The 21,696-nt window shown below is 67.5% G+C and carries 19 protein-coding genes; 4 read left to right on the top strand and 15 right to left on the bottom strand.

Translation table 11 applies throughout. From position 1 onward, the window contains the following. Positions 1–169: 169 nt before the first annotated feature. Both ACOAMO_RS04965 and ACOAMO_RS04960 read left to right on the top strand, forming a co-directional pair. On the top strand, positions 170–1,510 hold the full coding sequence (locus ACOAMO_RS04965) for a sugar transferase (protein WP_420176973.1): 1,341 nt from the start codon (positions 170–172) through the stop codon (positions 1,508–1,510). A gap of 12 nt (positions 1,511–1,522) precedes the next feature. Further along, entirely contained in the window at positions 1,523–2,530 is a 1,008-nt protein-coding gene (locus tag ACOAMO_RS04960) for a LacI family DNA-binding transcriptional regulator (RefSeq protein ID WP_420176478.1), read from the top strand. 154 nt (positions 2,531–2,684) lie between these two features. Here the strand turns inward: ACOAMO_RS04960 and ACOAMO_RS04955 are convergent, their stop codons facing one another. The 13 genes from ACOAMO_RS04955 to ACOAMO_RS04895 all read right to left on the bottom strand — a co-directional run bounded on the left by ACOAMO_RS04955 (position 2,685) and on the right by ACOAMO_RS04895 (position 16,788). Continuing rightward, positions 2,685–3,917 (bottom strand): GH32 C-terminal domain-containing protein, encoded by a 1,233-nt coding sequence (locus ACOAMO_RS04955; RefSeq protein WP_420176477.1) that lies wholly within the window; start codon positions 3,915–3,917, stop codon positions 2,685–2,687. Beyond that, positions 3,917–4,777: a carbohydrate ABC transporter permease gene (locus tag ACOAMO_RS04950; RefSeq protein ID WP_420176476.1), complete on the bottom strand. Its 861-nt coding sequence runs from the start codon at positions 4,775–4,777 to the stop codon at positions 3,917–3,919. The genes ACOAMO_RS04955 and ACOAMO_RS04950 overlap by 1 nt, the downstream gene beginning before the upstream one ends. A gap of 10 nt (positions 4,778–4,787) precedes the next feature. Further along, entirely contained in the window at positions 4,788–5,729 is a 942-nt protein-coding gene (locus tag ACOAMO_RS04945; protein ID WP_420176475.1) for a carbohydrate ABC transporter permease, read from the bottom strand. Beyond that, positions 5,729–7,108 carry an ABC transporter substrate-binding protein gene (locus ACOAMO_RS04940; RefSeq protein ID WP_420176474.1) on the bottom strand — a complete coding sequence of 460 codons (1,380 nt, stop codon included), beginning with the start codon at positions 7,106–7,108 and terminating at the stop codon, positions 5,729–5,731. Before ACOAMO_RS04940 ends, ACOAMO_RS04945 begins: the two co-directional genes overlap by 1 nt. 197 nt (positions 7,109–7,305) lie before the next feature. Then, complete coding sequence (locus ACOAMO_RS04935; RefSeq protein WP_420176473.1) at positions 7,306–8,424, bottom strand: glycosyltransferase; 1,119 nt, start codon at positions 8,422–8,424, stop codon at positions 7,306–7,308. Continuing rightward, on the bottom strand, positions 8,421–9,515 hold the full coding sequence (gene wecB / locus ACOAMO_RS04930) for a non-hydrolyzing UDP-N-acetylglucosamine 2-epimerase (protein ID WP_420176472.1): 1,095 nt from the start codon (positions 9,513–9,515) through the stop codon (positions 8,421–8,423). The genes ACOAMO_RS04935 and wecB overlap by 4 nt, the downstream gene beginning before the upstream one ends. Before the next feature lie 46 nt (positions 9,516–9,561). Beyond that, positions 9,562–10,206: a YetF domain-containing protein gene (locus ACOAMO_RS04925; RefSeq protein WP_420176471.1), complete on the bottom strand. Its 645-nt coding sequence runs from the start codon at positions 10,204–10,206 to the stop codon at positions 9,562–9,564. 3 nt (positions 10,207–10,209) lie between these two features. Continuing rightward, positions 10,210–11,448 carry an alpha-amylase family protein gene (locus ACOAMO_RS04920; protein WP_420176470.1) on the bottom strand — a complete coding sequence of 413 codons (1,239 nt, stop codon included), beginning with the start codon at positions 11,446–11,448 and terminating at the stop codon, positions 10,210–10,212. 75 nt (positions 11,449–11,523) lie between these two features. Further along, complete coding sequence (locus tag ACOAMO_RS04915) at positions 11,524–12,315, bottom strand: VOC family protein (RefSeq protein WP_420176469.1); 792 nt, start codon at positions 12,313–12,315, stop codon at positions 11,524–11,526. A gap of 141 nt (positions 12,316–12,456) precedes the next feature. Further along, a complete protein-coding gene (locus tag ACOAMO_RS04910) occupies positions 12,457–13,755 on the bottom strand; it encodes a nucleotide sugar dehydrogenase (protein ID WP_420176468.1) in 1,299 nt (432 codons plus the stop codon). Between the two features lie 305 nt (positions 13,756–14,060). Continuing rightward, entirely contained in the window at positions 14,061–15,050 is a 990-nt protein-coding gene (locus tag ACOAMO_RS04905; protein WP_420176972.1) for a Gfo/Idh/MocA family protein, read from the bottom strand. Between the two features lie 2 nt (positions 15,051–15,052). Continuing rightward, on the bottom strand, positions 15,053–16,144 hold the full coding sequence (locus ACOAMO_RS04900; protein WP_420176467.1) for a DegT/DnrJ/EryC1/StrS family aminotransferase: 1,092 nt from the start codon (positions 16,142–16,144) through the stop codon (positions 15,053–15,055). Then, the gene (locus tag ACOAMO_RS04895) at positions 16,141–16,788 is read right to left on the bottom strand and encodes an acyltransferase (RefSeq protein ID WP_420176466.1); all 648 of its coding nucleotides are present in this window, start codon (positions 16,786–16,788) and stop codon (positions 16,141–16,143) included. The genes ACOAMO_RS04900 and ACOAMO_RS04895 overlap by 4 nt, the downstream gene beginning before the upstream one ends. A 162-nt stretch (positions 16,789–16,950) precedes the next feature. On the opposite strand from ACOAMO_RS04895, the gene ACOAMO_RS04890 reads away from it, so the two are divergent. Further along, on the top strand, positions 16,951–17,592 hold the full coding sequence (locus tag ACOAMO_RS04890; protein WP_420176465.1) for a hypothetical protein: 642 nt from the start codon (positions 16,951–16,953) through the stop codon (positions 17,590–17,592). Here the strand turns inward: ACOAMO_RS04890 and ACOAMO_RS04885 are convergent. Together ACOAMO_RS04885 and ACOAMO_RS04880 are read right to left on the bottom strand one after the other, a co-directional pair. Further along, entirely contained in the window at positions 17,549–18,796 is a 1,248-nt protein-coding gene (locus tag ACOAMO_RS04885; protein ID WP_420176464.1) for an O-antigen ligase family protein, read from the bottom strand. The genes ACOAMO_RS04890 and ACOAMO_RS04885 overlap by 44 nt on opposite strands. 85 nt (positions 18,797–18,881) lie before the next feature. Beyond that, a complete protein-coding gene (locus ACOAMO_RS04880) occupies positions 18,882–20,111 on the bottom strand; it encodes a glycosyltransferase (RefSeq protein WP_420176463.1) in 1,230 nt (409 codons plus the stop codon). 88 nt (positions 20,112–20,199) lie between these two features. Here ACOAMO_RS04880 and ACOAMO_RS04875 point away from each other — a divergent pair, with 88 nt between their 5' ends. Continuing rightward, positions 20,200–21,642, top strand: coding sequence for a lipopolysaccharide biosynthesis protein (locus ACOAMO_RS04875; protein WP_420176462.1), 1,443 nt, complete (start codon positions 20,200–20,202; stop codon positions 21,640–21,642). Positions 21,643–21,696 lie beyond the last annotated feature (54 nt).

Raw genomic sequence — 21,696 nt, 5'->3', positions numbered from 1 at the left:
GAAACCGTGGCTCGGCGCCCCGTCGTGGTACGACGGGGCGCCGCTGCTTGCCCACTAGACTGGCGACGATCCGCGGGAGGCGACCTTCGACCACTGCCCCCGTGACTCAGACGTGGAAGGGACACGCGTGGCCCGCAAGGACAATTTCGCCAAGGCAGAGAAGCTGCTGATGGTGCTCGCCGACATGGTGGTGTTCACCGCATCACTGTTCCTGTCGGTCTGGCTGCGCTTCGGCGGGGACTTCCCTGCCCGGAACATGGCCGACATCACCTCGACGCTGGTCTGGGCGCTGCTGGGCTTCGTGCTGGTCAGCGCCTACTCCGGCATCTACGTGCTGTACAACAAGACGCGGCTCGACCTGGTGATCATCACGTTGATCGACCAGATCATCGTCACCGGCATCATCGCGGCCGCCACCTTTGCCGGCAACTGGTTCGCCTTCCCGCGCGGCGTGATCCTGATCAACCTGCTGGTCAGCACCGTCGCCCTGTCGATCCTGCGCATCATCGTCTACGGCATCTACCGCAAGGTGCGCGGCGACAACCGCGTGATGTGCCTGACGGTGCCCGACCACGAGTCGCGCGCCGTGCGCAACTTCCTGTCCAATCGCAGCCCCCGCCACCAGCTCACCCATGTGGTGGAGGGCAACTACGTCGCACACCTGCGCGAACACCTAGACGAGTACGACTCCGTGCACGTCAGCGACCAGATCGACTCCGAGACGCGCCGACAGGTCTACGACTACCTGCTGGAGCAGAACAAGGAGATCTTCCTCACCGCCGACTTCCAGCGGCTGCTGATGATCAACCCGAACATCATGAGCATCGAGGACGAGTCGATCGTGCTGGTGAGCCCGTTCAAGATCCCCGGCGAGTACGACGTGCTCAAGCGGGCCAGCGACTTCCTGGTGGCCCTGGTGGGGCTGATCCTGGTGAGCCCGATCATGCTGGTCACCGCGGTGCTGGTGAAGGCCACCTCCAAGGGGCCGGTCTTCTACAAACAGGTGCGCATCACCAAGGACAACAAGGAATTCGAGATCCTCAAGTTCCGCTCGATGGCGGCCAATGCGGAGGCCAAGTCGGGCCCGACGCTGGCCACCAGCAATGACGCGCGCGTCACGCCGCTGGGCAAGTACCTGCGCAGCATGCGCATCGACGAACTGCCCCAGCTGATCAATGTGCTGCGCGGCGACATGAGCCTGATCGGCCCGCGCCCGGAGCGCCCCTTCTTCGTCGAGCAGTTCACCGAGATCAACCCGCACTACCCGCTGCGCCACAATGTGCGCGCCGGTGTGACTGGCTATGCGCAGGTCTACGGCAAGTACGCCAGCGACTTCCAGGCCAAGCTGAACTTCGACCTGCTCTACATCAAGACCTACTCGCCGATGCTGGACCTCAAGATCGGCCTGCAGACCATCAAGATCCTGTTCGACAAGGTCTCCAGCCAGGGCGCGGAGGAAGAGGGCACCCCCGAGCTGGTGCTCCCCGAGAGCACCGTCGTGCTGCGCTGAGCTGGGACGGACATGGCACGAGGCGTCACGTCATACGACGTTGCTGCACTGGCAGGGGTTTCCCGCACGGCCGTCTCCCTGGTGCTGAACGGGCGCGCGGAGGGCGTGATCTCGGCCGAGAACCAGGCCGCGGTGCGGGCCGCCGCGGAGGAACTGGGCTACCGGCCCAATCGCATCGCCCGTAGCCTGCGCAGCGCCGCCACCCACACCATCGGGGTGATCACCGACTCGATCGCGTCGGGCACCTATGGCGGTGCGATGATCTCGGGCGCGACGGACATCGCCGCCCAGCAGGGCTACCTGCTGCTGGCCATCGACTCCCACCAGGACCGGGAACTCGAGGTGGAGGCCGTCGACATGCTGCGGGCACGGCAGTGCGATGCCCTGCTCTTCGCCGCCGAGGGCCTGCACTCGTGGGATCCGCCGGACTCCTTCCTGGCGGAGAAGTGCCTGCTGCTCAATGCCTTCGACCCCCAAGGCCGGGCCGCCGGTGTGGTCAGCGACGAGCACGCTGGCGGGAGGCGGGCCACCGAGCTGCTGCTGGAGGCCGGCCATCGTCGGATCACCTACCTGACGGGCACCGACGAGGTCACCGCCAATGGGCGCCGCATCGTCGGGCATCAGGAAGCCATCGCCTCGTCGGGCGCGACTTCCACCCTGGTGCAGTGCGGCTGGGAGATCGACGCGGGACTGGCGACGGGAACACGCGTCCTCGACGTCGCCGAGCCCCCCACCGCCATCATGTGCGCCAATGACCGCGTGGCGATGGGGGTCTTCCTGGCCGCGGCGCGGCTGGGTCTGCGAATCCCCGAGGACCTGTCGGTGGTCGGCTACGACGACGACCCGAATGTGGCACCCCAGCTGGGCCTGAGCACGGTCCTGCTCCCCCACCGGGAGATGGGCGAGCAGGCGGCACGGCTGCTGCTGGAGGCCCTTGACGGCAAGGAACTGCCCACCGGGGAGATCCCGGTGGACAGTCCAGTCGTGCGACGCGCCTCGGTTGCCCAAGCCAAGCACTGATCGACCAATCACGACGGCAGACCGCCGGCCCAAACCCCTCGACAAGCTCGGGGACCGTGGGGGGCGGCTCGGCGTTGGGCTCGGGGACCGGGGGCGGCTCGGCGTGGGCTCGGAGCCTCGCAGCGCGGTTCCGCGAGGAGACGCGAGCGAGGGTTCAGAGGCGAGCGACCGTGACCCCGTCGGCCTGGACGCTCCACACCGACTCGTCGGTGGGGTAGATCCGGGTGGTGAAGGCCGCACCGTCGGTGAAGACCTCGACGAGGCTGCCATCCACCACCACGGTGCTGGCGCCGGTCAACTCCACGACCTCCGGACCATCGGCGGCGGAACAGACCAGTCGCCCGGGCCCGGTGGTGGTCACCACCCTGGCTCCGTCGCCCGCCGTCCAGCTCTGGGAGGCTTCCTCGACCAGCTCTGACAGCACCTCGGGCGCGGGCTGGCTGACCAGCTTCCCATCGCGCAGGTGGAGTTCGCGGGCGGTGGTGATCACTCCCGCCCAGCCGTGCGCGTCGAGCCACGCATCGTCGCGATCCAGCTCCCAGGACCAACCCCACATCAGGACGCGCGCCTGCTCGGCAGCGTCGACGTCGGGGAGCAACTGCGGTGCGTAGAAGGCGGGACCATGGTCGACCACGCCGCCGTCACGCGCGGTGAAGCGAGGCACCCCGTCACTCAGCGCAATGTCGCCCACCAGCCATCGGACGCCGGACAGCTCACCCTGGACACCGTTGTGGCGCCACAGGCTCAGGACCAGCACCCACTGCCCGTCCACCTGCACCAGGTTGGGGCACTCCCAGATGTCGGCGGCGGCATGCTCAGCGGCCACCGGGTCCGTCATCTCCAACAGGGGTCCCAGCAGCTTCCAGTCAGCCAGGTCGGTCGCATCGTAGACCAGCACCTGGGCGGGCACGCCGGGGCCACCGTGACCCTGCACGATGTAGCGCCGTCCCTCGATCCAGACGACGAAGGGGTCCCTGGTCTCGGCCGCCGGGACGCCCACGCGGGGTGCGCTGGGCGTCTCGGCCTGCTGCCAACCGAGGAGGTCATCCGAGCCGGTGGCGATGGCTCCCACCGCGTCGGCGGGGCCGGTGGCCACGGCCGTGTAGCAGAAGGTGGGAGTCCCGGCGTCGTTGGTGAAGCAGCCACTCCAGCAGCCGACCTCGTCGAGCTGCCCGGGCCGGGGCCGGATGGCCACCTCTTCCTCCTGCCAGTGGACCAGGTCTGCGGAGCTGGCATGGCCCCAGTGGATCTGGCCGTGGCGGGGCTCGTCGGGATTGAACTGGTAGAAGACGTGCCATCGGCCATTCCAACGGCACACGCCATTGGGGTCATTGATCCATCCCTTGGCGGGGCGGACATGGCGCACGGGCAGACAGGGATCACTCATCACTTCACACTTCCTGCGGTGAGGCCTTCACGCAGCGGCCGCTGCCCGAAGACGAAGACGACAAGGGCGGGGATCATGGACAGCACGACGCCGGCGAGCACGGTGCTCATGCTCCCGGTACCCAGCTGGCCCTGCAGGCTCACCAGACCGAGCGGCAGGGTGAAGTTCTCGGAGCTGATGGTCATGATCAGCGGCCGGAAGAACTCGTTCCAGATGGCGTTGAAGGCCAGGATGCCGACGATGGCCAGGCCGGGGGTGGACAGCGGCAGGTAGACCTTCCAGAAGACCTGCCACGGGGTGGCGCCATCGATCTGGGCGGCCTCGGCAAGGCTGTCCGGGATGCCCAGGAAGTACTGGCGCATCAGGAAGGTGCCGAAGGCGGTGGGGATGGCGGGCAGGATCAGGGCGAGCAGCGTGTCGGACAGCCCCATGCCGCGGATCAGCATGAAGACCGGGACGATGGTGACCTGCATCGGCACCATCATCGTCGCCAGGATCACGGCGAACAGGGCGTTGCGACCACGAAAGCGCAACCGTGCGAAGGCATAGCCGGCCAGGGCGGCGGTGAACATCTGGCCGACCGCGCACAACGCCGTCACCAGGATCGAGTTCCAGAACAGCCGGAGCATGTTCACCTTGCTGAAGGCGTCGCTGAAGGCCGCGAAGCTCAGCGTCCGGCGCCCCGCCTCGTCGGTGGGGGTGAAGGCCACCCACACGGTCCACACGACGGGTCCGAGGGTGAGGAAGAGCGCCACCAGCAGGACGAGGATGCGTCCGGCCAGCGGGGCCAGGTTCTTGCGACGCGAGCGCCGGGTGGTGGTCCCCGTCAGATCGGGGGCTGTGTTCATTGCAGTGGACATGTCAGGCCCCTCACATGTAGAAGACGAAACGCTTGGACAGGCGGAACTGCACCCAGGTGACCAGCATGATGATCAGCATCAGCACCAGCCCGATGGCGGCGGCGAGGCCGAACTGCAGCTCCTGGAAGGCCGACTGGTAGATGACCATGACGGCGGTGCGGGTGGAGTCGCCGGGGCCACCCTTGGTGAGCACATAGGGCTGGTCGAAGATCTGCAGCGCAGAGATCATGGCCATCACGGTGGCCACCAGCATCGTGGGGCTGACCAGCGGCATCGTGATCTGCCAGAAGCGGCGCATGGGTGAGGCACCGTCGATGTCGCTCGCCTCGTAGATGTCCTGCGGAATGGAGGACAGGCCGCCGATGAAGAGCAGGAAGGTGAAGCCGAAGTTCTGCCAGACGTAGACCAGGACGGTGACGACCATGGCGCCGGTGGTGCTGGTGAGCCAGGGCACCGGGCTCATGCCCAACAGGCCGAGCAGCTTGTTGACCGTGCCGAAGTCCTCGTTGAACAGGTAGCTCATGATCAGCGAGACCGACGCCGCGGAGAGGATCAGCGGGAAGAAGAAGACCGAGCGGAAGAAGGAGCGCAGCCAGCCGGGCATCTTGGACTGCACCAGCACGGCCAGGGTCATGGCCACGGCGATCTGCAAGGCCACCGCGACGACCACGAAGGCGAAGGTGTTCAGGAAGCTGACCCGGATGGTCGGGGAGCTGGCCAGGGTCTGGAAATTCTTGACCCCGACGAACTTCGGTGTGGAGATGATGTCCCAGTCGAAGAAGGCCAGCACCATCGACCCGATGATGGGCACCAGGGTGAACAGCGCGATGCCGATCACCGTGGGAGCCAGCAGCAGGGCGGCCAGCTTGCCCTCGCCGCGACGCCCGGGCGCCTCGGGGATGCTGGGAGCGGGAGCCTCGGCCGCCGCTGCGGGATTCACGGGAACGCCCATCATGACTCCTTCATGGCGAGTTCGAGGTCGCGCTGGAGCGTCGCCAGCGCACGCTTCACATTGGGCCGGGAGCCGGTGACGGCCCCCAGCACGTTCTTGATCAGGGCGGTCTCGACGGCGGCCTCCTGCGGCGGCGCGGGAACCGGCGCCGTGGTCGGGTGCTTGTCGAGAGTGTCGTAGAAGACCTCCCAGTGGGCGGGGCCGGTGTCCTTGTACAGCTTCGTGTTGTGCGAGCGACGCGCGCTGTTGGAGTCGGGATTCTTCTGGGCGATGGCCAGCCCCTGCTTGCTGACGCAGAACTTCAACCACTCCCACGCGGCGTCCTTGCGCTTGGAGTCGCGCATGATCGCGTAGCCGGCGGTACCGAACTGGTGCTGCTGGGTGCGTCCCTTGGGGAAGAAGGCGACGTCGTAGTCGTCGCGCTTCATGCCGGCCTGATTGAGCCCGTGCACCCAGTAGCCACCCGACGGGGTCATGCCGATGACACCGGACCCGAAGCGGCTCACCAACTCGTTGCCACCACCCTGCACCGGCGAGGAACCCAGGTTCTCGGCCACCAGCCCCTGCAGGAACTCGAAGGACTCCAGCACCTTCGGATCGTCGGCATTGGGCTCGGCCCACCGGTAACCGCCGCTGCGGCCCTGCTGGCCCGGGTAGAACTCCTGCCACAACCACTCCCCGCCGGGGAACCGGCTGGGCTTGAGGAAGGAGGTGTCATTGCTGTACAGCCACGGCACCACCCCTCCCCACAGGCGATTGGTCCAGAAGAAGGGACGGAAGGTTCCCGTGGCGGCCTTGCGCATCTGGCGCAGGTAGCCCTGGAAGTCGTCCCAGGTCCAGTCCTGCTTCGGATAGTCCAGGCCGGCACGCTCCAGCGCCTTGGACGAGAAGTACATGTTGGCGGCATTCCAGCTCAGCGGCAGCTGGAAGAGCTGCCCCTGGTACATGAAGGCCTCGATGAGCGAGGGATGCACGTCGTCGAAGAATTCGCGCATCTCCTCCTTGTCGCGCATCACGAACTCGTCGAGCGGGTAGGCGAGTCGTTCCGCGAAGAGCTGCGTCCCCTCCGTGGCCACCATCACCACGTCCGGCGGTGTGCCGGCGGCCACGAGGGTGAGGATCTTGGCGAAGAAGTCGCTCCAGTCCGCCCCCTGGATCGGGACGATGCGGACCTTGATGTCGGGGTGCTGGGCGCTGAAGGCGTCGATCAGGCCCTGGTTGGCCGCCGCATCCTGCGCCGTGCCGTTGATGGCGATGTTCAGCTGGTCGGCGCCTCGGCCCGGAATGTCGAGGCCGGTGAGCCTCTTCCAGGACAAGGCGGTCCCGGCCGCACCGAGCCCTGCCGCACCGAGCACTGCCCGGCGTGTGATGTCAGTCATGTCTGACTCCTCGTTGAGTACCTAACACGTGTTAGGTTACGTCAGCGTTCCGGCCTGGTGCAATGGGGGTCAGGGTTTTCTTGCCGCTCAGCTGTCGCGTGGGTTCCCGGCAGCCGCTCGGGTTCGTGCCCGACGCTCGGGATTGTGGCTTCCGCTCGTGTTGCAACCCACTCGTCCCGCAGGGAGCCGAGCGCCTGTCAGGAGGCGAGCAGGCGCTCCATCAGGGCGACGAGCTTGCCGGACTCTGCCTCGAAGCCGAAGCGCTCCTCCACGGCCCGTCGGCCATTGGCACCCATCCGGGCGCAGCGCTCGGGATCGTCCAGCAGCTCGGCCAGGGCCGCGCGGATGGCCGGCTGGTCGTCGGGGTCGACGAACAGGCCCGCGTCGAGGCCCCCGAACAGTTCGCGCCAGTAGGCGAAGTCGCTGGCCAGGAAGGGGATGCCGCAGGCCATGTATTCGAAGACCTTGGTGGGCAGGGAGTGCTCGTAGTTGGGCAGGCGGCTGAGCAGCACCAGCCCCACCTGCCCCTCGCCGATGATCCCGGGCAGCCCGGACGGGGGCACCAGGCCCCGGTGGTCCACCCGCGTGCTCCCGGTCAGGCGCTTCTCGTCCACCAAGCAGCGGCCGGCGGTCACCAGGTGCGAGTCGGTGGCCTCGACGGCGTCGAGCATCCGTTCCAGGCCGCGTTCCACGCTGATGTCGCCCGTGTAGACCGCCGTCCGTTCCCGCGCAGAGCCCTCCCGCGGCGCGAAGTCCGCGGCCCACGGCAGGTTCTTCACCACGACGACGGGACGCTCCCGTCCCTCGCGCTCCGGGGAGAAGGTCTGCCCGATCTCGTCGATCACCGTGACGATGGCGTCGCAACGTCGGTTGGCCAGGCTCACCAGCCGGGCGGCGGCGGCACGCGCCACGCCCTTGGCGGCCCCGCGCAAGTAGGGCTTGGTCTCGATCTGCTTGACCAGGTCTTCGTGCGCGTCGTAGACCACGGGGATGCCGCGACAACGGCCGTAGGCCACGGCCATCGGGATGAGCTCCGGGTCATGGAAGTGCAACAACTGCGGCCGGATCCGGTCCAGCGCGCGCCAGGCCTCCAGCTGGGAGGCGACCAGCCGGGCGGCACGGCCGCGCCGCTTGATGGCATGCACCTGCACGCCGTGGGTGACACGATCGGCCTCGGCGCTGATCACCAGGTGCACGTCGAAGCCCGCCTCGGCCAGCGCCCGGCACTCCTTGTTCAGGATGCGGTTGTCCCAAGACTGGTGGACGGTGCTGAGGTGGGCAACCCGGGCCCCCGCCCCGGTGTGCTGCGGCGTCACTCCGTGGGGCCCACCAGGTTGCCGGCGGCGTCGACGCGGTAGTCCTGCAGCGCCTTGGCCACCGCTTCGGCCGCCTGGCCGGTGCCGTAGGGAGTGCCGCGTTCGGCGGTGGGGCGGGGACGCACCGCCACCTCTGCCACCTGGGTCAGGTCGGGGTCGAGGATGTTCCAGCCACCCTCCAGCGTCTCGACCCACTCGGTCTCGGTGCGCAGCGTGGTGCAGGGGGCACCCAGCAGGTAGGCCTCCTTCTGCAGGCCGCCGGAGTCGGTGACCACACCGACCGACTTCACCACGGCGTTGACCATGTCGGGGTAGGCCAGTGGGTCGACGGCCACCAGGTTGCCGGCCTCGATGTCCAGCCCGAACTCGCTGGCCTTGGCGCGCAGGCGCGGGTGCACCGGCAGGATCGTCTTGACCGGCAGCGCCGCCAGGGTCTCCAGGATGGTCTTCAACCGAGCCGGATCATCGGTGTTGTCGGCGCGATGGATGGTGGCAAGGATGAACTCGTCGCCCTCGTTGATGCCCTCGATGGCCAGCGGACGGTCCTTGACGGCGTCGCGGACCTGGAAGCAGACGTCCACCATCACGTCGCCCACCAGCACGGCGCGCTCCTCGAGGCCCTCGTCGGCCAGGTGCTGCACGGCCACCTGGGTGGGGGCCAGGCAGATGTCGGCGGCGTGGTCGGTCATCACGCGGTTGTGCTCCTCCGGCATGCGGCGGTTGAAGGAGCGCAGGCCGGCCTCCAGGTGGGCGGTGGGAATGTGCATCTTCACCGCGGCCAGGGTGCCGGCGATCGTGGAATTGGTGTCGCCGTAGACCAGCACCCAGTCGGGCTCGAGCTCGGTGAAGGCGGCATCCATCTGGGCCAGCATCGAGCCGGTCTGCACGCCGTGGCTGCCGGAGCCCACGCCCAGGTGCACGTCGGGGTTCGGGATGCCCAGATCGACGAAGAAGGAGTCAGACATGTTCACGTCGTAGTGCTGGCCGGTGTGCACGATCTTGTGATCGATGCCGGCAGCGGCCAGGGCCTTGGCAACGGGTGCCAGCTTCACGAACTGGGGACGGGCACCGACGATGCTGACGACGCGCATTCTGGGGTCTCCTTCTGGTGGACGGCGAGACCAACTGTAGTGGCCGTCACTGCCACTTCCGCTCCTCTGCGCGGTGCGCCTCGACGCTTTCCTGCTCGTCCTCCACCGGCTGCAGCACGTGCTCGGGCAGGCCCTGGGCACCCCGCACCCCGTGCAGCAACTCGCGCTCGATGCGCTCGCCGCGCCGCACGATGGTCAGGCCTCCACGTCGCTCCAGCACCACCAGTGCCGCATCCCGCCGGTGCAGCACCCCTTCCTGCCGCAGCCGCGAGAGCAGGTGCTGCTGGCTGAGCCGCCGGTCACGCAGCACGTCCTCGCAGAGGATGCCGTCCACCATCACCACGGCGGCCCCGTGGCGGTCGCGTTGTCGGCCCCCGCTGCGGGCCGCCCAGCGGACCCGCCCCAGGCTCGTCTCCATCAACAGCAGCACGGCGACGGCCAGCAGGGCCCCCACCAGGGTGGGCGAATTGCCCAACATGCCGCGGGCACACAGGGCGCCCAGCAGTGCCATCACCGAGAAGCTCAACACGCTGGGACGGGCCCACAGCCGCGGGCCTGCCAGATGGACCACCAGCGCGAAGCACAGGTACAGCGCCGCCGAGGCCAGCACCACCCCCACCGCGCCGGGCCAGGTGATGCCCACCTGGAACCACAGCTCGGCCCAGAAGCCTTCCGGTGAGGGGTGCCCCATGGGTCAGGCCTCGAGCAGCACGTTGCCCTGCCCGTCGTCGATCTGCACGCGACGGGCGGGGAGGTCGAGCTGCACCACCAGCTGCTCGCCCTGCGGGCCGTGCACCCGGTAACGGTAGAACTCGTTGCGCAGTTCCAGCTGTTCGGTGCGGGCCCGCACCAACCACGGGTTGCGGCGCCGCAGCGCGATCAGGGCCTGGTGCAGGCGGTGCACCTCGGCCCCCAGCGGCGCCAGGCCGTCCGGGGTGTCGGGGAAGGTGGGGCGCACCTCGTCGTCGCCGCCTTCGCGCTGGTACTTGGTGCCGGTGAAGCCCTGCTCGTCGCCCTGGTAGATGCTCGGGATGCCACCCACCGTGAACAGCACGGCCAGGGCGGCCGGGAGCTTCTCGGGCCCCACCAGCGTGGCGATGCGGGTGACGTCGTGGTTGCCGACGAAGGTCTGCGGCACGAAGGTGTCCAGCCAGGTGTTGTGCCGTTGCAGGGTCCAGTCCAGCTCGAAGAAGTTCTCGTCCGACAAGGCGCTCCACACCGACTTCCACAGTTCGTACTGGGTGATGGAGTCCAGCCCGGAGCGCTGCACGTAGTCGGCGTAGTCGCCGTGGATCATCTCACCGACAAACCAGGCCTCGCCGAAGTCCGGACGCACCCGCTGCAGCACCTCGCGCCAGAACTCGGGCTTGATGGCGTAGGCCGCGTCCAACCGCCAGCCGTGGATGCCGCGCTGCAACCAGTGGCGCATCACGTCGGCCACCAGGTCCACCGTCGCGGGTTCGTCGTGGTTCAGCGCCACCAGCGAACCGTGCCCCTCGAAGACCTCGGCACGGGGCGGGTTCTGGTTCCAGTCGATCCGGAAGAGCTTGGCCTCGTCGCTGTCGGGCCCCTTCTCCAGGGCTGCCAGGTAGAGCGGGTGCTGGTCTCCCACATGGTTGAAGACACCGTCCAGCAGCACCACGATGCCCCGTTCGCGGCAGGCGGCGATCAGCGCATCGAAGTCGCCGTCGTCACCCAACCGGGGGTCGATGGTGAAGTGGTCGGTGGTGTCATATCCGTGGGTGGAGGAGCTGAAGATGGGCCCCAGCAGCAGGCCATTGGTGCCCAGTTGCTGGGCATAGTCGAGCCAGTTGTGCAGGTGGCCCAGGCGGTGGGTGAGCTGGCGCTCCTGCTCACTGGCAGGGCGCACCGGCGCCCCGGTGAATCCCAACGGATAGACCTGCCACCAGATGGCGTGCTCGAACCAGCGCATGACGTGCTCCTCTTCCCAGACGGGACAGACATCGGTCCTTGTCAGTCTAGGACCGTCCCTGGCCCGTGCGCGGATTCAACCCTGTGCGGGGGTCTGGATCACCTGGAAGGTTGCACCATGCGGATCGGCGACCGTGGCCAGCCGACCGAAGGGCGAGTCCATCGGCCCGTCGAGCAGGCGGCCACCCAGCTCCTGCACCGTCGCGACGGCCGCGTCGCAGTCGTCGACGGCGAGGTACATCCGCCAGTAGCTCGGCACCTCGGCGGGCAGGAAGGAGTTGGCCTCGCACAGGCCGCAACCGGCCTGGTCCCCGGCCCCATTGGTGGCATAGCGCGGCTGGCCCTCGGGGCTGCCGGGCATCGGGGCCAGTTGCCAACCGAAGACCTCGGTGTAGAAGGAGGCGGCCGCGTCGTAGTCCTTGCTCATGGTCTCGAACCAGACGGGGGTGCCGGGCTGGCCGGTGAAGTCGTAGCCCTCGAAGTCCCCGGCCTGCCACAGGCCCACCACGGCACCGTCGGCGGCGGTCACGACGGCCATCTTTCCGGCCTCGCCCACCTGCATGGCCGCAACCATGACCGAGCCTCCAGTGGGTTCCACCTTGGCCAGCGCCGCGTCGATGTCGTCGACGCGCAGGTAGATCGTCCAGCAGGTGGGGAACTGCGGCTCGTCCACCGGCCCCTGCTGGGTCATCCTGGAGCTCATCGCACCGCCGACGAAGCCCTCGCCCTGCTTGATCATCAGGTAGCCGCCGAAGTCGGGCCCCTGGTCCAGGAAGTCCCAGCCGAACAGTGCCGTGTAGAAGGTCTTCGCGCCCTCCACGTCGTCGGTGCCGAGGTCCATCCAGATGGGATTGCCGGGCTGGGTCATGGTGTCCTCCAGGAAGATGTGCGACGCGCGGTGCGTCAGGAGAAACACTAGGGCCGGGCAGTGACACTTCGTGGGGACGCGACGAGGGGCCGCACGGACGAATCCGCTGCGGCCCCTCGACAGGCTCGTCCGCCGTTGGGGTCAGGCTTCGCCGTCGCCGATCACGAAGCGCTTGGTGCCTTCCCACTTGGTGGCGTCGGTGCAGTTGCGGCCGTCGACCAGGACCTGCACGCCGGGGAAGTCGGCGGCGCCGAGCTGGCTGAATTCGGGGTGGTTGGCCTGCACGATCACCGCATCGACCTGGTCACCGTCGGTGTACGGGGCCAGGTTGAGCTTGGCCAGCTCCTCGGCGGTGTACATCGGATCACTGACGGTGACCTGCGCACCACGGGCCTGCAGCACCTGGAAGGTGGGGAAGACACCACTGAAGGCGGTCTCCTTCACCTTGCCGCGGTAGGAGGCGCCCAGGATGAGGACCTTCTTGCCCTCCAGCCCGCCCAGCGCGCCCTCGACCAGGGTGACGGCATGCTCGGGCATGGTCATGTTGGCCTCACGCGCGGTACGCACGATCGTCGCGTCCGGGTCGGTGTACAGGTACAGGCGCGGGTAGACCGGGATGCAGTGCCCACCCACCGCGATGCCGGGCATGTGGATGTGGCTGTAGGGCTGCGAGTTGGAGGCCTTGATCACCTTGTAGACGTCGATGCCGTTCTTCTCGGCGAACTTGCCGAACTGGTTGGCCAGGCCGATGTTCACGTCACGGTAGGTGGTCTCGGCCAGCTTGGCCATCTCGGCCGCCTCCGCGGTACCCAGGTCCCACACACCATTGGGGGTGTCCAGGTCGGGACGCTCGTCGAAGTCCAGGACCGCCTCGTAGAACTCGATGGCCTTCTGGGTGCCCTGCGGGCTCAGGCCACCCACCAGCTTGGGGTACTTGCGCAGGTCGGCGAAGACGCGGCCGGTCAGCACCCGCTCGGGGGAGAAGACCAGGTGGAAGTCGGTGCCCTCGCTCAAACCCGAGATTTCTTCGATCATCGGCTTCCACCGGTTGCGGGTGGTGCCCACCGGCAGGGTGGTCTCATACGAGATCAGGGTGCCCGGGGTCAGGTGCTCGGAGAAGCTCTTGGTGGCCGCCTCCATCCAGGCGAAATCGGGCTGCCAGGTCTCGTCATTGACGAACAACGGCACCACGATCACGATCGCGTCGATCCCGGGGATCGCCTCGGAATAGTCCGTGGTGGCCTTCAGGTTGCCCGCCGGCACCAACTCGGCCAGCTTCTCACCCAGCATCGCCTCACCCGGGAAGGGCTCCTTGCCCTCATTGATCGTGTCCACCACCCGCTGCTGCACATCCACGCCAAAGACCTCATGGCCCTTCGACGCAAACTGGACAGCAAGCGGGAGGCCGATCTTGCCCATCCCGATGACAGCGATCTTCATGGAAGTCCTTTCGTGCGGCATGGCATGCCCTTGGTCTCGGCAAATCCTACCCGCGCCAGAGTGCCTGATGCCGCAACCAAGGCCCGACGCAACCAATCTCTGCCTTGCCCAGCACCAGAGCGACGCCGATCCGGCGCATCCACGGGCCCCGCACGGGCACCCAACAGCCGACCGTCGGCCCCGAGGACTCGCAGAAGGGCCCGCCGGATTTCTCCGACGGGCCCTACCCCTCGACAAGCTCGGGGAACGGATCAGAGCAAGCCCGAGGATCGGTCAGAGCAAGCCCGGGATCGATCTTCGTGTGCTCAGTTGATCTCGACGAAGGTGTTGCTCTTCGAGCTCTCGATCATGGCTTCGCAGACCTGGACGACGCGGGCGCCCTGCTCGAGGGTCACGATGTCGGCGTCCTTGCCCAGCACGGCGTCACGGAAGTTCTCGTGCTCGGTGCGCAGCGGTTCGGGCTTGGCGATCGCGAAACGGGTCACGTCACCCTCGGAGACACCACGGAACTGCGCGATGTCGTCCCAGGAGTGCTGCACGATCCCGTTGCCGTAGAAGGTCAGGTCGGCGGTGAGGGTGTCGGCGATGAACATGCCCTTCTCACCGGTGACGATGCACAACCGTTCCTTGGTCGGGGTCAGCCAGTTCACCAGGTGGTTGCTCATCAACCCGCCCGACAGCTGGCAGGTGGCCGAGACCATGTCCTCGTACTGGCGACCCGACTTGAACATCGAGCGCGCCGCGACCAGCTCGTAGTCACGCTGGGTCACCCACGCGGTCAGGTCGATGTCATGCGACCCGAGGTCCTTGATGACACCCACATCGGCGATGCGGTTCGGGAAGGGGCCCTGACGACGGGTCGCGACCTGGTACAGGTCACCCAACTCGCCGGCCTCCAACCGCTTGCGCAGGTTCTGCAGCGCCGGGTTGTACCGCTCGATGTGCCCCACCGCGCCGACCAGGCCCTTGGCCTTGAAGACCTCCGCCAGAGCCTTGGCCGAGGCGGTGTCCTTGGCCAACGGCTTCTCGATCAACGCGTGCACCCCGGCCTCGGCCAGCTTCGTGCCGATCTCGTCGTGGTACACCGTCGGGGCGGCCACCACGCAGTAGTCCAGCCCCACCTCGATCAACTCGTCGATGGACTTCTTGACCTCCAACCCGCCGGCCACACCGTGCGGGTCGCCCATCGCATCCGCGACACCGACCAGCTCGACACCGTCGATGGCCCGCAGGTTACGGGCATGGTGACGGCCCATCATGCCCAGACCGATCAGGCCTGCACGAAGCTCTGCCATGCTCACGCACCCGCCTTCGCCACAGTGTTGACGGCATTCACGATGCGCTCCAGGTCGGCCTGGGTCAGCGACGGGTGCACCGGCAGCGACAGGCACTCCAGCGCGGCCTTCTCGGTCTCCGGCAGCTCCACCGGCGACTGGAACGGAGCCAGACGGTGGTTCGGCACCGGGTAGAACATGCCCGACCCCACCTGGAACTGCTCCTTCAACGCCTTCGAGAAACCATCACGATCCTCCGGCACCCGGATCGTGTACTGGTGGTAGACGTGCACCGCACCCTCGGCCACCGGCGGAGGGGTCACCCCCTGCAGGTTCTCCGACAAGAACTTCGCGTTGGCCTGACGCTGCTCGGTCCAGGCACCCACCTTGGTCAACTGCACCCGGCCGATCGCGGCATGGATGTTGGTCATGCGGTTGTTCAGGCCGACGACCTCATTGTGGTACTGCTGCAGCATGCCCTGGTTGCGGTACAGGCGGCACTTGCGCTCCACCTCCGCATCGGCGACGGTGATCATGCCACCCTCACCCGAGGTCATGTTCTTGGTCGGGTACAAGCTGAACGCACCAAAAGTGCCAAACGCCCCCACCGGGGTGCCATCCAACGACGCCCCATGAGCCTGCGCAGCATCCTCGAACAACTGCAGACCATGCTTGTCGGCAATCTCCTTGAGGGCCTTCATGTTCGCCGGATGCCCATACAGGTGCACCGGCATGATGCCCTTGGTCTTGTCCGTGATCGACGCCTCGACACTCTTCGGATCCAGGCAGAACGAACCCGGCTCGATGTCGGCGAAGACCGGCGTGGCCCCCGTCAACGCCACCGAGTTCGCCGTCGCAGCGAACGTGAACGACGGCACGATGACCTCATCACCCGCACCGATCCCAGCGCTCAACAAACCAATGTGCAGAGCCGAGGTGCCCGAATTCACCGCAACCGCCTGACGACCCGGAGTGAACTGCGCCGCGAACTCAGCCTCGAAATCAGCCACCTCCTGACCCTGAGCCAACATGCCGGTGCGCATCACACGCGTGACGGCCTCAATCTCCTCCTCACCAACAATCGGCTTGGCCGGCGGGATGAACGCTTCAGTCACTTGTCTTCCTCCGTATCGGTGCTGGCGGACCCCTCGGCCACCAGGGTCAAAATCTCATTGTCCTCGACGAACACGTCGCCGGTCTTCTCGTCCCGGAACTGCTTCTTGCCGTCGGGATCGGTGCCGTCCTCGGCCAGCGGGAAGCCGGAGCGTCCGACCCACTTGATGCGGCGGGCGGGAACGCCAGCCACCAGCGCGTAGTCGGGGACGTCCTTGACCACGACGGAACCGGCGGCCACCGTGGCCCACCGGCCGATGGTCACCGGGGCGACGCAGGTGGCGCGGGCGCCGACGGAGCAGCCCTCCTTGAGGGTCACGCCCACGGGCTCCCAGTCGGAGGCGCTCTTGACGGTGCCGTCGGGGTTGATCGCGCGCGGGAAGTGGTCATTGGTCAGCACCACGGCCGGCCCGATGAAGACTCCGTCCTCCAGGTACGCCGGTTCGTAGACCAGGGCGTAGTTCTGGATCTTGCAGTTGTTGCCGACGTGCACCCCTTCACCGATGTAGGCACCACGACCGACGATGACGTTGGTGCCCAGCTCGGCGCCGTGGCGCACCTGGGCGAGGTGCCAGACCGACGAACCGTCACCGATGGTGACTCCTTCGTCCATGTCGGCAGTGGGCTGGATTCGTACGTTGTTCACTAGGCCTCCGCAGGCTGGGTTGGTCCTCTGCACAGGCTATCGCGTCCTGGGGATGACGTGAGGAGCGCGGCTGGTCGAGTTGCCGGACACCGACGAAAAGTCCCTGCCCGAAAGGCAGGCGAGCTACACCGAGGGGCCTCGCGCGCCATGTAGCCTCGGTGCGTGCAGCAAGAAGAAACCATTGACGTGCTGGCCTATCTCCAGCGACTGATGAAGTTCGTCATCCCCGGCCTGGTGGTGGCCCTGCTGGTGGCGATCCCCCTGGGCCTCAAGTCGGCGCAGACCACCACCACGTACACCCAGAAGGCCCACGTGCTGGTGCTGCCGCCCAAGGTCACCTCCGAGGGCGACGCGACCCAGCAGGCGCAGCTCATCCCGATGATGCTGCGCAGCTATGTCGCGCTGGAGGACTCCCCCGCCTTCATCGACGGCGTGGTGGCCAAGGGTGGAGGCAAGTGGACCCCCGAGGACGTCGCCACCCGGATGTCGATCGTCTGGGGCGGCGGCTCTGCCCTGCTGGCCTTCCATGCCACCGGTGAGGACCTGGACGACACCAATGCTCTGGCCAATGCCTCGGCCGAGGTCTTCGTCGAGACCGCCAAGACCATGGTTCCGGCCGACAAGCTGTGGAATCCCACGCTGCAGGTGGTCGAGACCTCCAAGCAGCATTCGCTGCCCAAGAGCCAGGGAGGCGGCATCGCCGCGGCCCTGGGTGGTGGCCTGGTGGCCGGACTGCTGACGATGGCCGTGCTGGAAGCCGTCAGCGCCGCACGTCGGCGACGCGCTCGCGCCGCACGAGCCTGACCCAGCCGACCGCTGCGACGATGAACAGCCAGGCCAGGTAGTAGCGCAGCGTCGAGCTGGAGACCACGCCGAGCAGCGGGTAGGTGGCCACGATCACGGCCAGCGCCACCGAGCGCCAGTTGCGGTCGACCGGGGTGGCAATCAGGCCGTGGCGCACCACGAACCACCAGCAGGCCAGGTAGGCCAGCAAGGTGGGGATGCCGAAGACCACCACGATCTCGAGCAGCATGTTGTGGGGGTCCATCAGCTTGTTGGGGAAGGCCCGGTCGGCGGCCTGCTGGTAGCCCACATAGGAGCCCCAGCCGAGCAGCCCCTCCAACGGGCTGCCGCTGATCATCTGCCCGATGTTGCCGGCGATCTGCCCGCGCTGGGCGGCCGAGTTGTCCTTGAGCCACGGACTGGCCAGCACCCCCACCAGGACGGTGGCGACCGACAGCACCCCGAAGGCGAAGGTGCGAATGCCCAGCGTTCCGGGGTGGTGGGCCCGGATGTTCTGCAGCAGCACCAGACCCACCATCACGATGATGGCGATCAGGCAGCCGCGCGAGCCCATGTAGGCCACCTCGAAGAGCGCGGTGAAGAAGATCACCAGGCGCATCACCTTGCGAACCGCCCCCACCCGGTTGTCGAAGAGCATCCGCGTCACCAGCAGGGTGCACAGCAGCGTCATGGCGACGGAGTAGTCGTTGTAGTTGGGAAACAGCGAGGTGACGTAGAAGCGGTACTGCTCCACCCAGCGCGTGGTGTTGGCGTCGGGATACATCAAGGGCAGCATCTTGATGCCGGTGGTCGCCTCGAACATCGAGACCAGCCAATGGAAGACCAGGCCGGCCTGGATCCCGTCCACCAGGCGTTCCAGTCCGCAACGCGGCCGGCCGGTGGCCAGGGTGCCCAGCACCACGCAGCCCACCACGATCGCCACTGCCAGGCTGGAGCCGGGGGAGGCGAGCTGGGACTGGTTGAACAGCAGCAGCGAGAGGGTCGAGCAGACCAGCATCGAACCCAGCAGCAACCGCAGCCGCACGTCGATGGCACCGCTGTGGCGTCGCAGGCCCTGCACCACCATCACGACGACGGGGCCCAGCGCCAGCATCACGAAGCCCATGGGCGCGCGAGAGGTGATCAGGAAGGCAGAGATCGCCAGGAAGACCGTCGCGTCTCGCTGCTGCAATGGACCCGTCAGGCGGATCTTGGGGATGTTCACGCGCGCTGCCCTTCGGTTGGATCGACGCGCAAACTCTACCCACCCTGGGCACGCACGCCGGGGAGCCCGGCGCGGTGGTGCCCGATCAGGCTTCTGGCAGCAGCAGGTGCATCAGCCGCGTGTGGTTGGCGGCGCGCTCGTAGTGGTGGGCGATCACCTGCCGGGCAGCATCGCGGGCCTCGGCCGACTTGCTGCGCTCGCGCCACTGCCACAGTGCCTCGGCGATCTCCTCGGTCGTCGGGGCGGGCCCGAACAGGTGTCCGGCGGGGCCGTCGCCGGGGATGATCTCGTCCAATGCGCCCACCCGCGGCGCCATGGCGGGCACGCCGGCAGCCATCGCCTCCATCACCGAGACCGGAACGCCCTCGGATTCGGAGGTGTTGACGAACAGGTCCACCGGCTGTTCGCGCAGGAAGCTGCGCACCCGGTCGTGGTCCACCTGGCCGGGCAGCTCGATGGTCAGGTTCTCGGCCTGCTGGGCCCCGGCCTGGTTCACCAGCTGGTCGTGCAGCTGGCCGCCTCCCAGGTGGGTCCAGCGCACCTGCAGCTCGGGGTGGCGCTGGGCCAGCAGTTGGGTGGCCTGCACCAGGCGGTCGATGCGCTTGACGGGAAGGCAGGAGGCGACGCTGAGCAGGTTGAGCTGGCCCGCCGGCGAGGGCTGGCAGAGCTGTTCGGGCAGGTCGACGCCCAGCGGTGCGTGGTGCACCACCGACTCGTCGATCCCATAGGTCTGGACGGCATGCTCGCCGCCGGCCCGCGAGACCGGCAGCAGCAGGTCGAGCCGGTCCACCAGCAGGCGTCGCAGCGCGTGGTGGCCGGCCGGATGGCGTTCCTCGTAGAGGTCGTAGCCGTGCACCCGGGTGGCGACGCGGCCGATCCCCTCGCCCTTGAGCAGCAGGGCGCCTAGGGTCCAGGAGTCGAACCAGTAGCTGTAGAGCACGTCGATGGGGCCGTTGCGGCGGATCCAGCCACGCAGCCGGTCCCGGGCCACCAGGGCACCGCGGGTGGTGCGGATCACATTGGCCAGCTGCGCTTTGTCGAGCCGACCATCGGCACGCAGGGCGGCGATCTCCTGCCTGGCCTGCTCCAGCAGCGGCGCCTCGGCCGCGGCGCGCAGGTCGTCGGCCCGGGAGCGCCTTGTCAGGGTGAGGTCCACCTGCAGCCCGGCCGGGACCAGCCGGGGCTGACCGTCTGCCCACCAGGGCATCACCACGGTCTCCAGGCCGTCGCGCACCCAGAAGGGGGCCTCCCCGTCGACGAACTGTTCGCCTGGCGGGTAGGGCCAGGCGCGGGTGATGACGACCATGCGGGTCATGGGAGGTCCTCTCGACGACGCTGGAGCCAGTCTGCCACCCGGCTGCGGGTCAGCGGAGGCACAGCGAACCAGTCGTACGATTGCCCTCGTGACTGAGCCCCAGAAGAGTCCGGCCCCCTCGCAATCGGGGCTCGGCGCACGCCTGAAGTCGATGACGAGCAGCGAGTTCCTGCGCAATGTGCTCACTCTGATGACCGGCACCACGCTGGCGCAGGTGGTCATCTTCGCCACCACCCCGATCATCACGCGCTTGGGCGTCACCACGGAGATGTGGGGCATCTACAACGGCGCCTTCATGGCGGTGGCCGGTTTCCTGATTCCCGTGGCGGCACTGCGCTATGACATGGCCATCGTGCTGCCCCGCAATGACGACGACGCGCGCCAGCTCTTCCGGTTGAGCACGGCCCTGAACACCGGCATCTCCTTGCTCGCCGCCGCCGCCATGGTGCTGTGGGGTGACGAGCTGGCCGCCTGGCTGATCACACCGCATGAGGGGCAGCAGTACTTCGCCGAGCAGGTGGCTCCCTGGTTGCCGATGGTGGGCCTGATCATCTGGGGCTATGCCCAGGTGAACATCGTCAACTACTGGTCCAACCGCCGCAAGCAGTACAAGGTGACCAGCACCAACACCATGGTCAACTCGTTGACCACCGCCGGGGGCCGGATGTTCGTGGCCTGGGCGGCGCTGGGACCGATCGGACTGGTCGTCGCCACCCTGCTGGGCCAGGCGGCCGCCTTGACGAACTTCTTCATCCGCTCCGGCAAGGACGTGTTGCGCGCTCCGGGCAAGTCACGCAGCACCATGGAGTTGATTCGCGCCTACTCCAAGATGCCCCTGCTGAACGCGCCCAATGCCCTGGTGGACGCCATCCGCATCTCGGGCATTCCTGCCACCCTCTCGCACTTCTTCGGGGCCGGCACCACGGGCGCCTTCAACATGGCCTGGACGCTGGTGCAGACCCCGATGAACCTGATCAACGCTGCGCTCAGCCAGGTCTTCTTCCAGAAGCTCTCGGTGACCCCGCGCGGCAGGATGTACCGCGCCATCCGGATGTCCATCGTGCGCTCGCTGGCCATCGGCATCCTGCCCTTCGCGCTGATCTGGGCGCTCGGGCCGTGGTTCATGCCGATCTTCCTGGGCGAGGAATGGCGCGGCGCCGGCGTGGTCGCCGCGATCCTGGTGCCCTGGCTGTACATCAACTTCGTCACGTCGCCCGTCTCGACCGTCTTCGTGGTGGCACGCCGCCAAGGGCTGGCGCTCTTCTTCGCGACGATCTACATGGTCACTCCGCTGGCGATCATCTGGACCACCCACGACGACCTGAACGCCACGCTCAAGCTGGTCTCCTGGTCGATGGCGGTCCTCCTGTGCTGCTACCTCGGCTTGGCCCTGTACGTCGCGAAGGCCTATGACAACGGCTTTGGCGCCGAGCACGACGCCAAGCAGACCGGCGAGACGACGGCTGCCGTCGCCGAGGAGCAGGTGGAGCAGACCTCCGAGATCCCCGGTGACCAGGTGGGCCAGAGCTGAGCCGACTGCCCAGACGCCCCCTGAGCCTGTCGAAGGGCGGTTCCTGAGCCTGTC

The sequence above is a fragment of the Luteococcus struthionis genome, assembly GCF_048595755.1.
Taxonomy (GTDB): Bacteria; Actinomycetota; Actinomycetes; order Propionibacteriales; family Propionibacteriaceae; genus Luteococcus.
The sequence above is the reverse complement of the archived record's forward strand: the minus strand, read 5'-3'. Positions and strand labels throughout refer to the sequence as shown.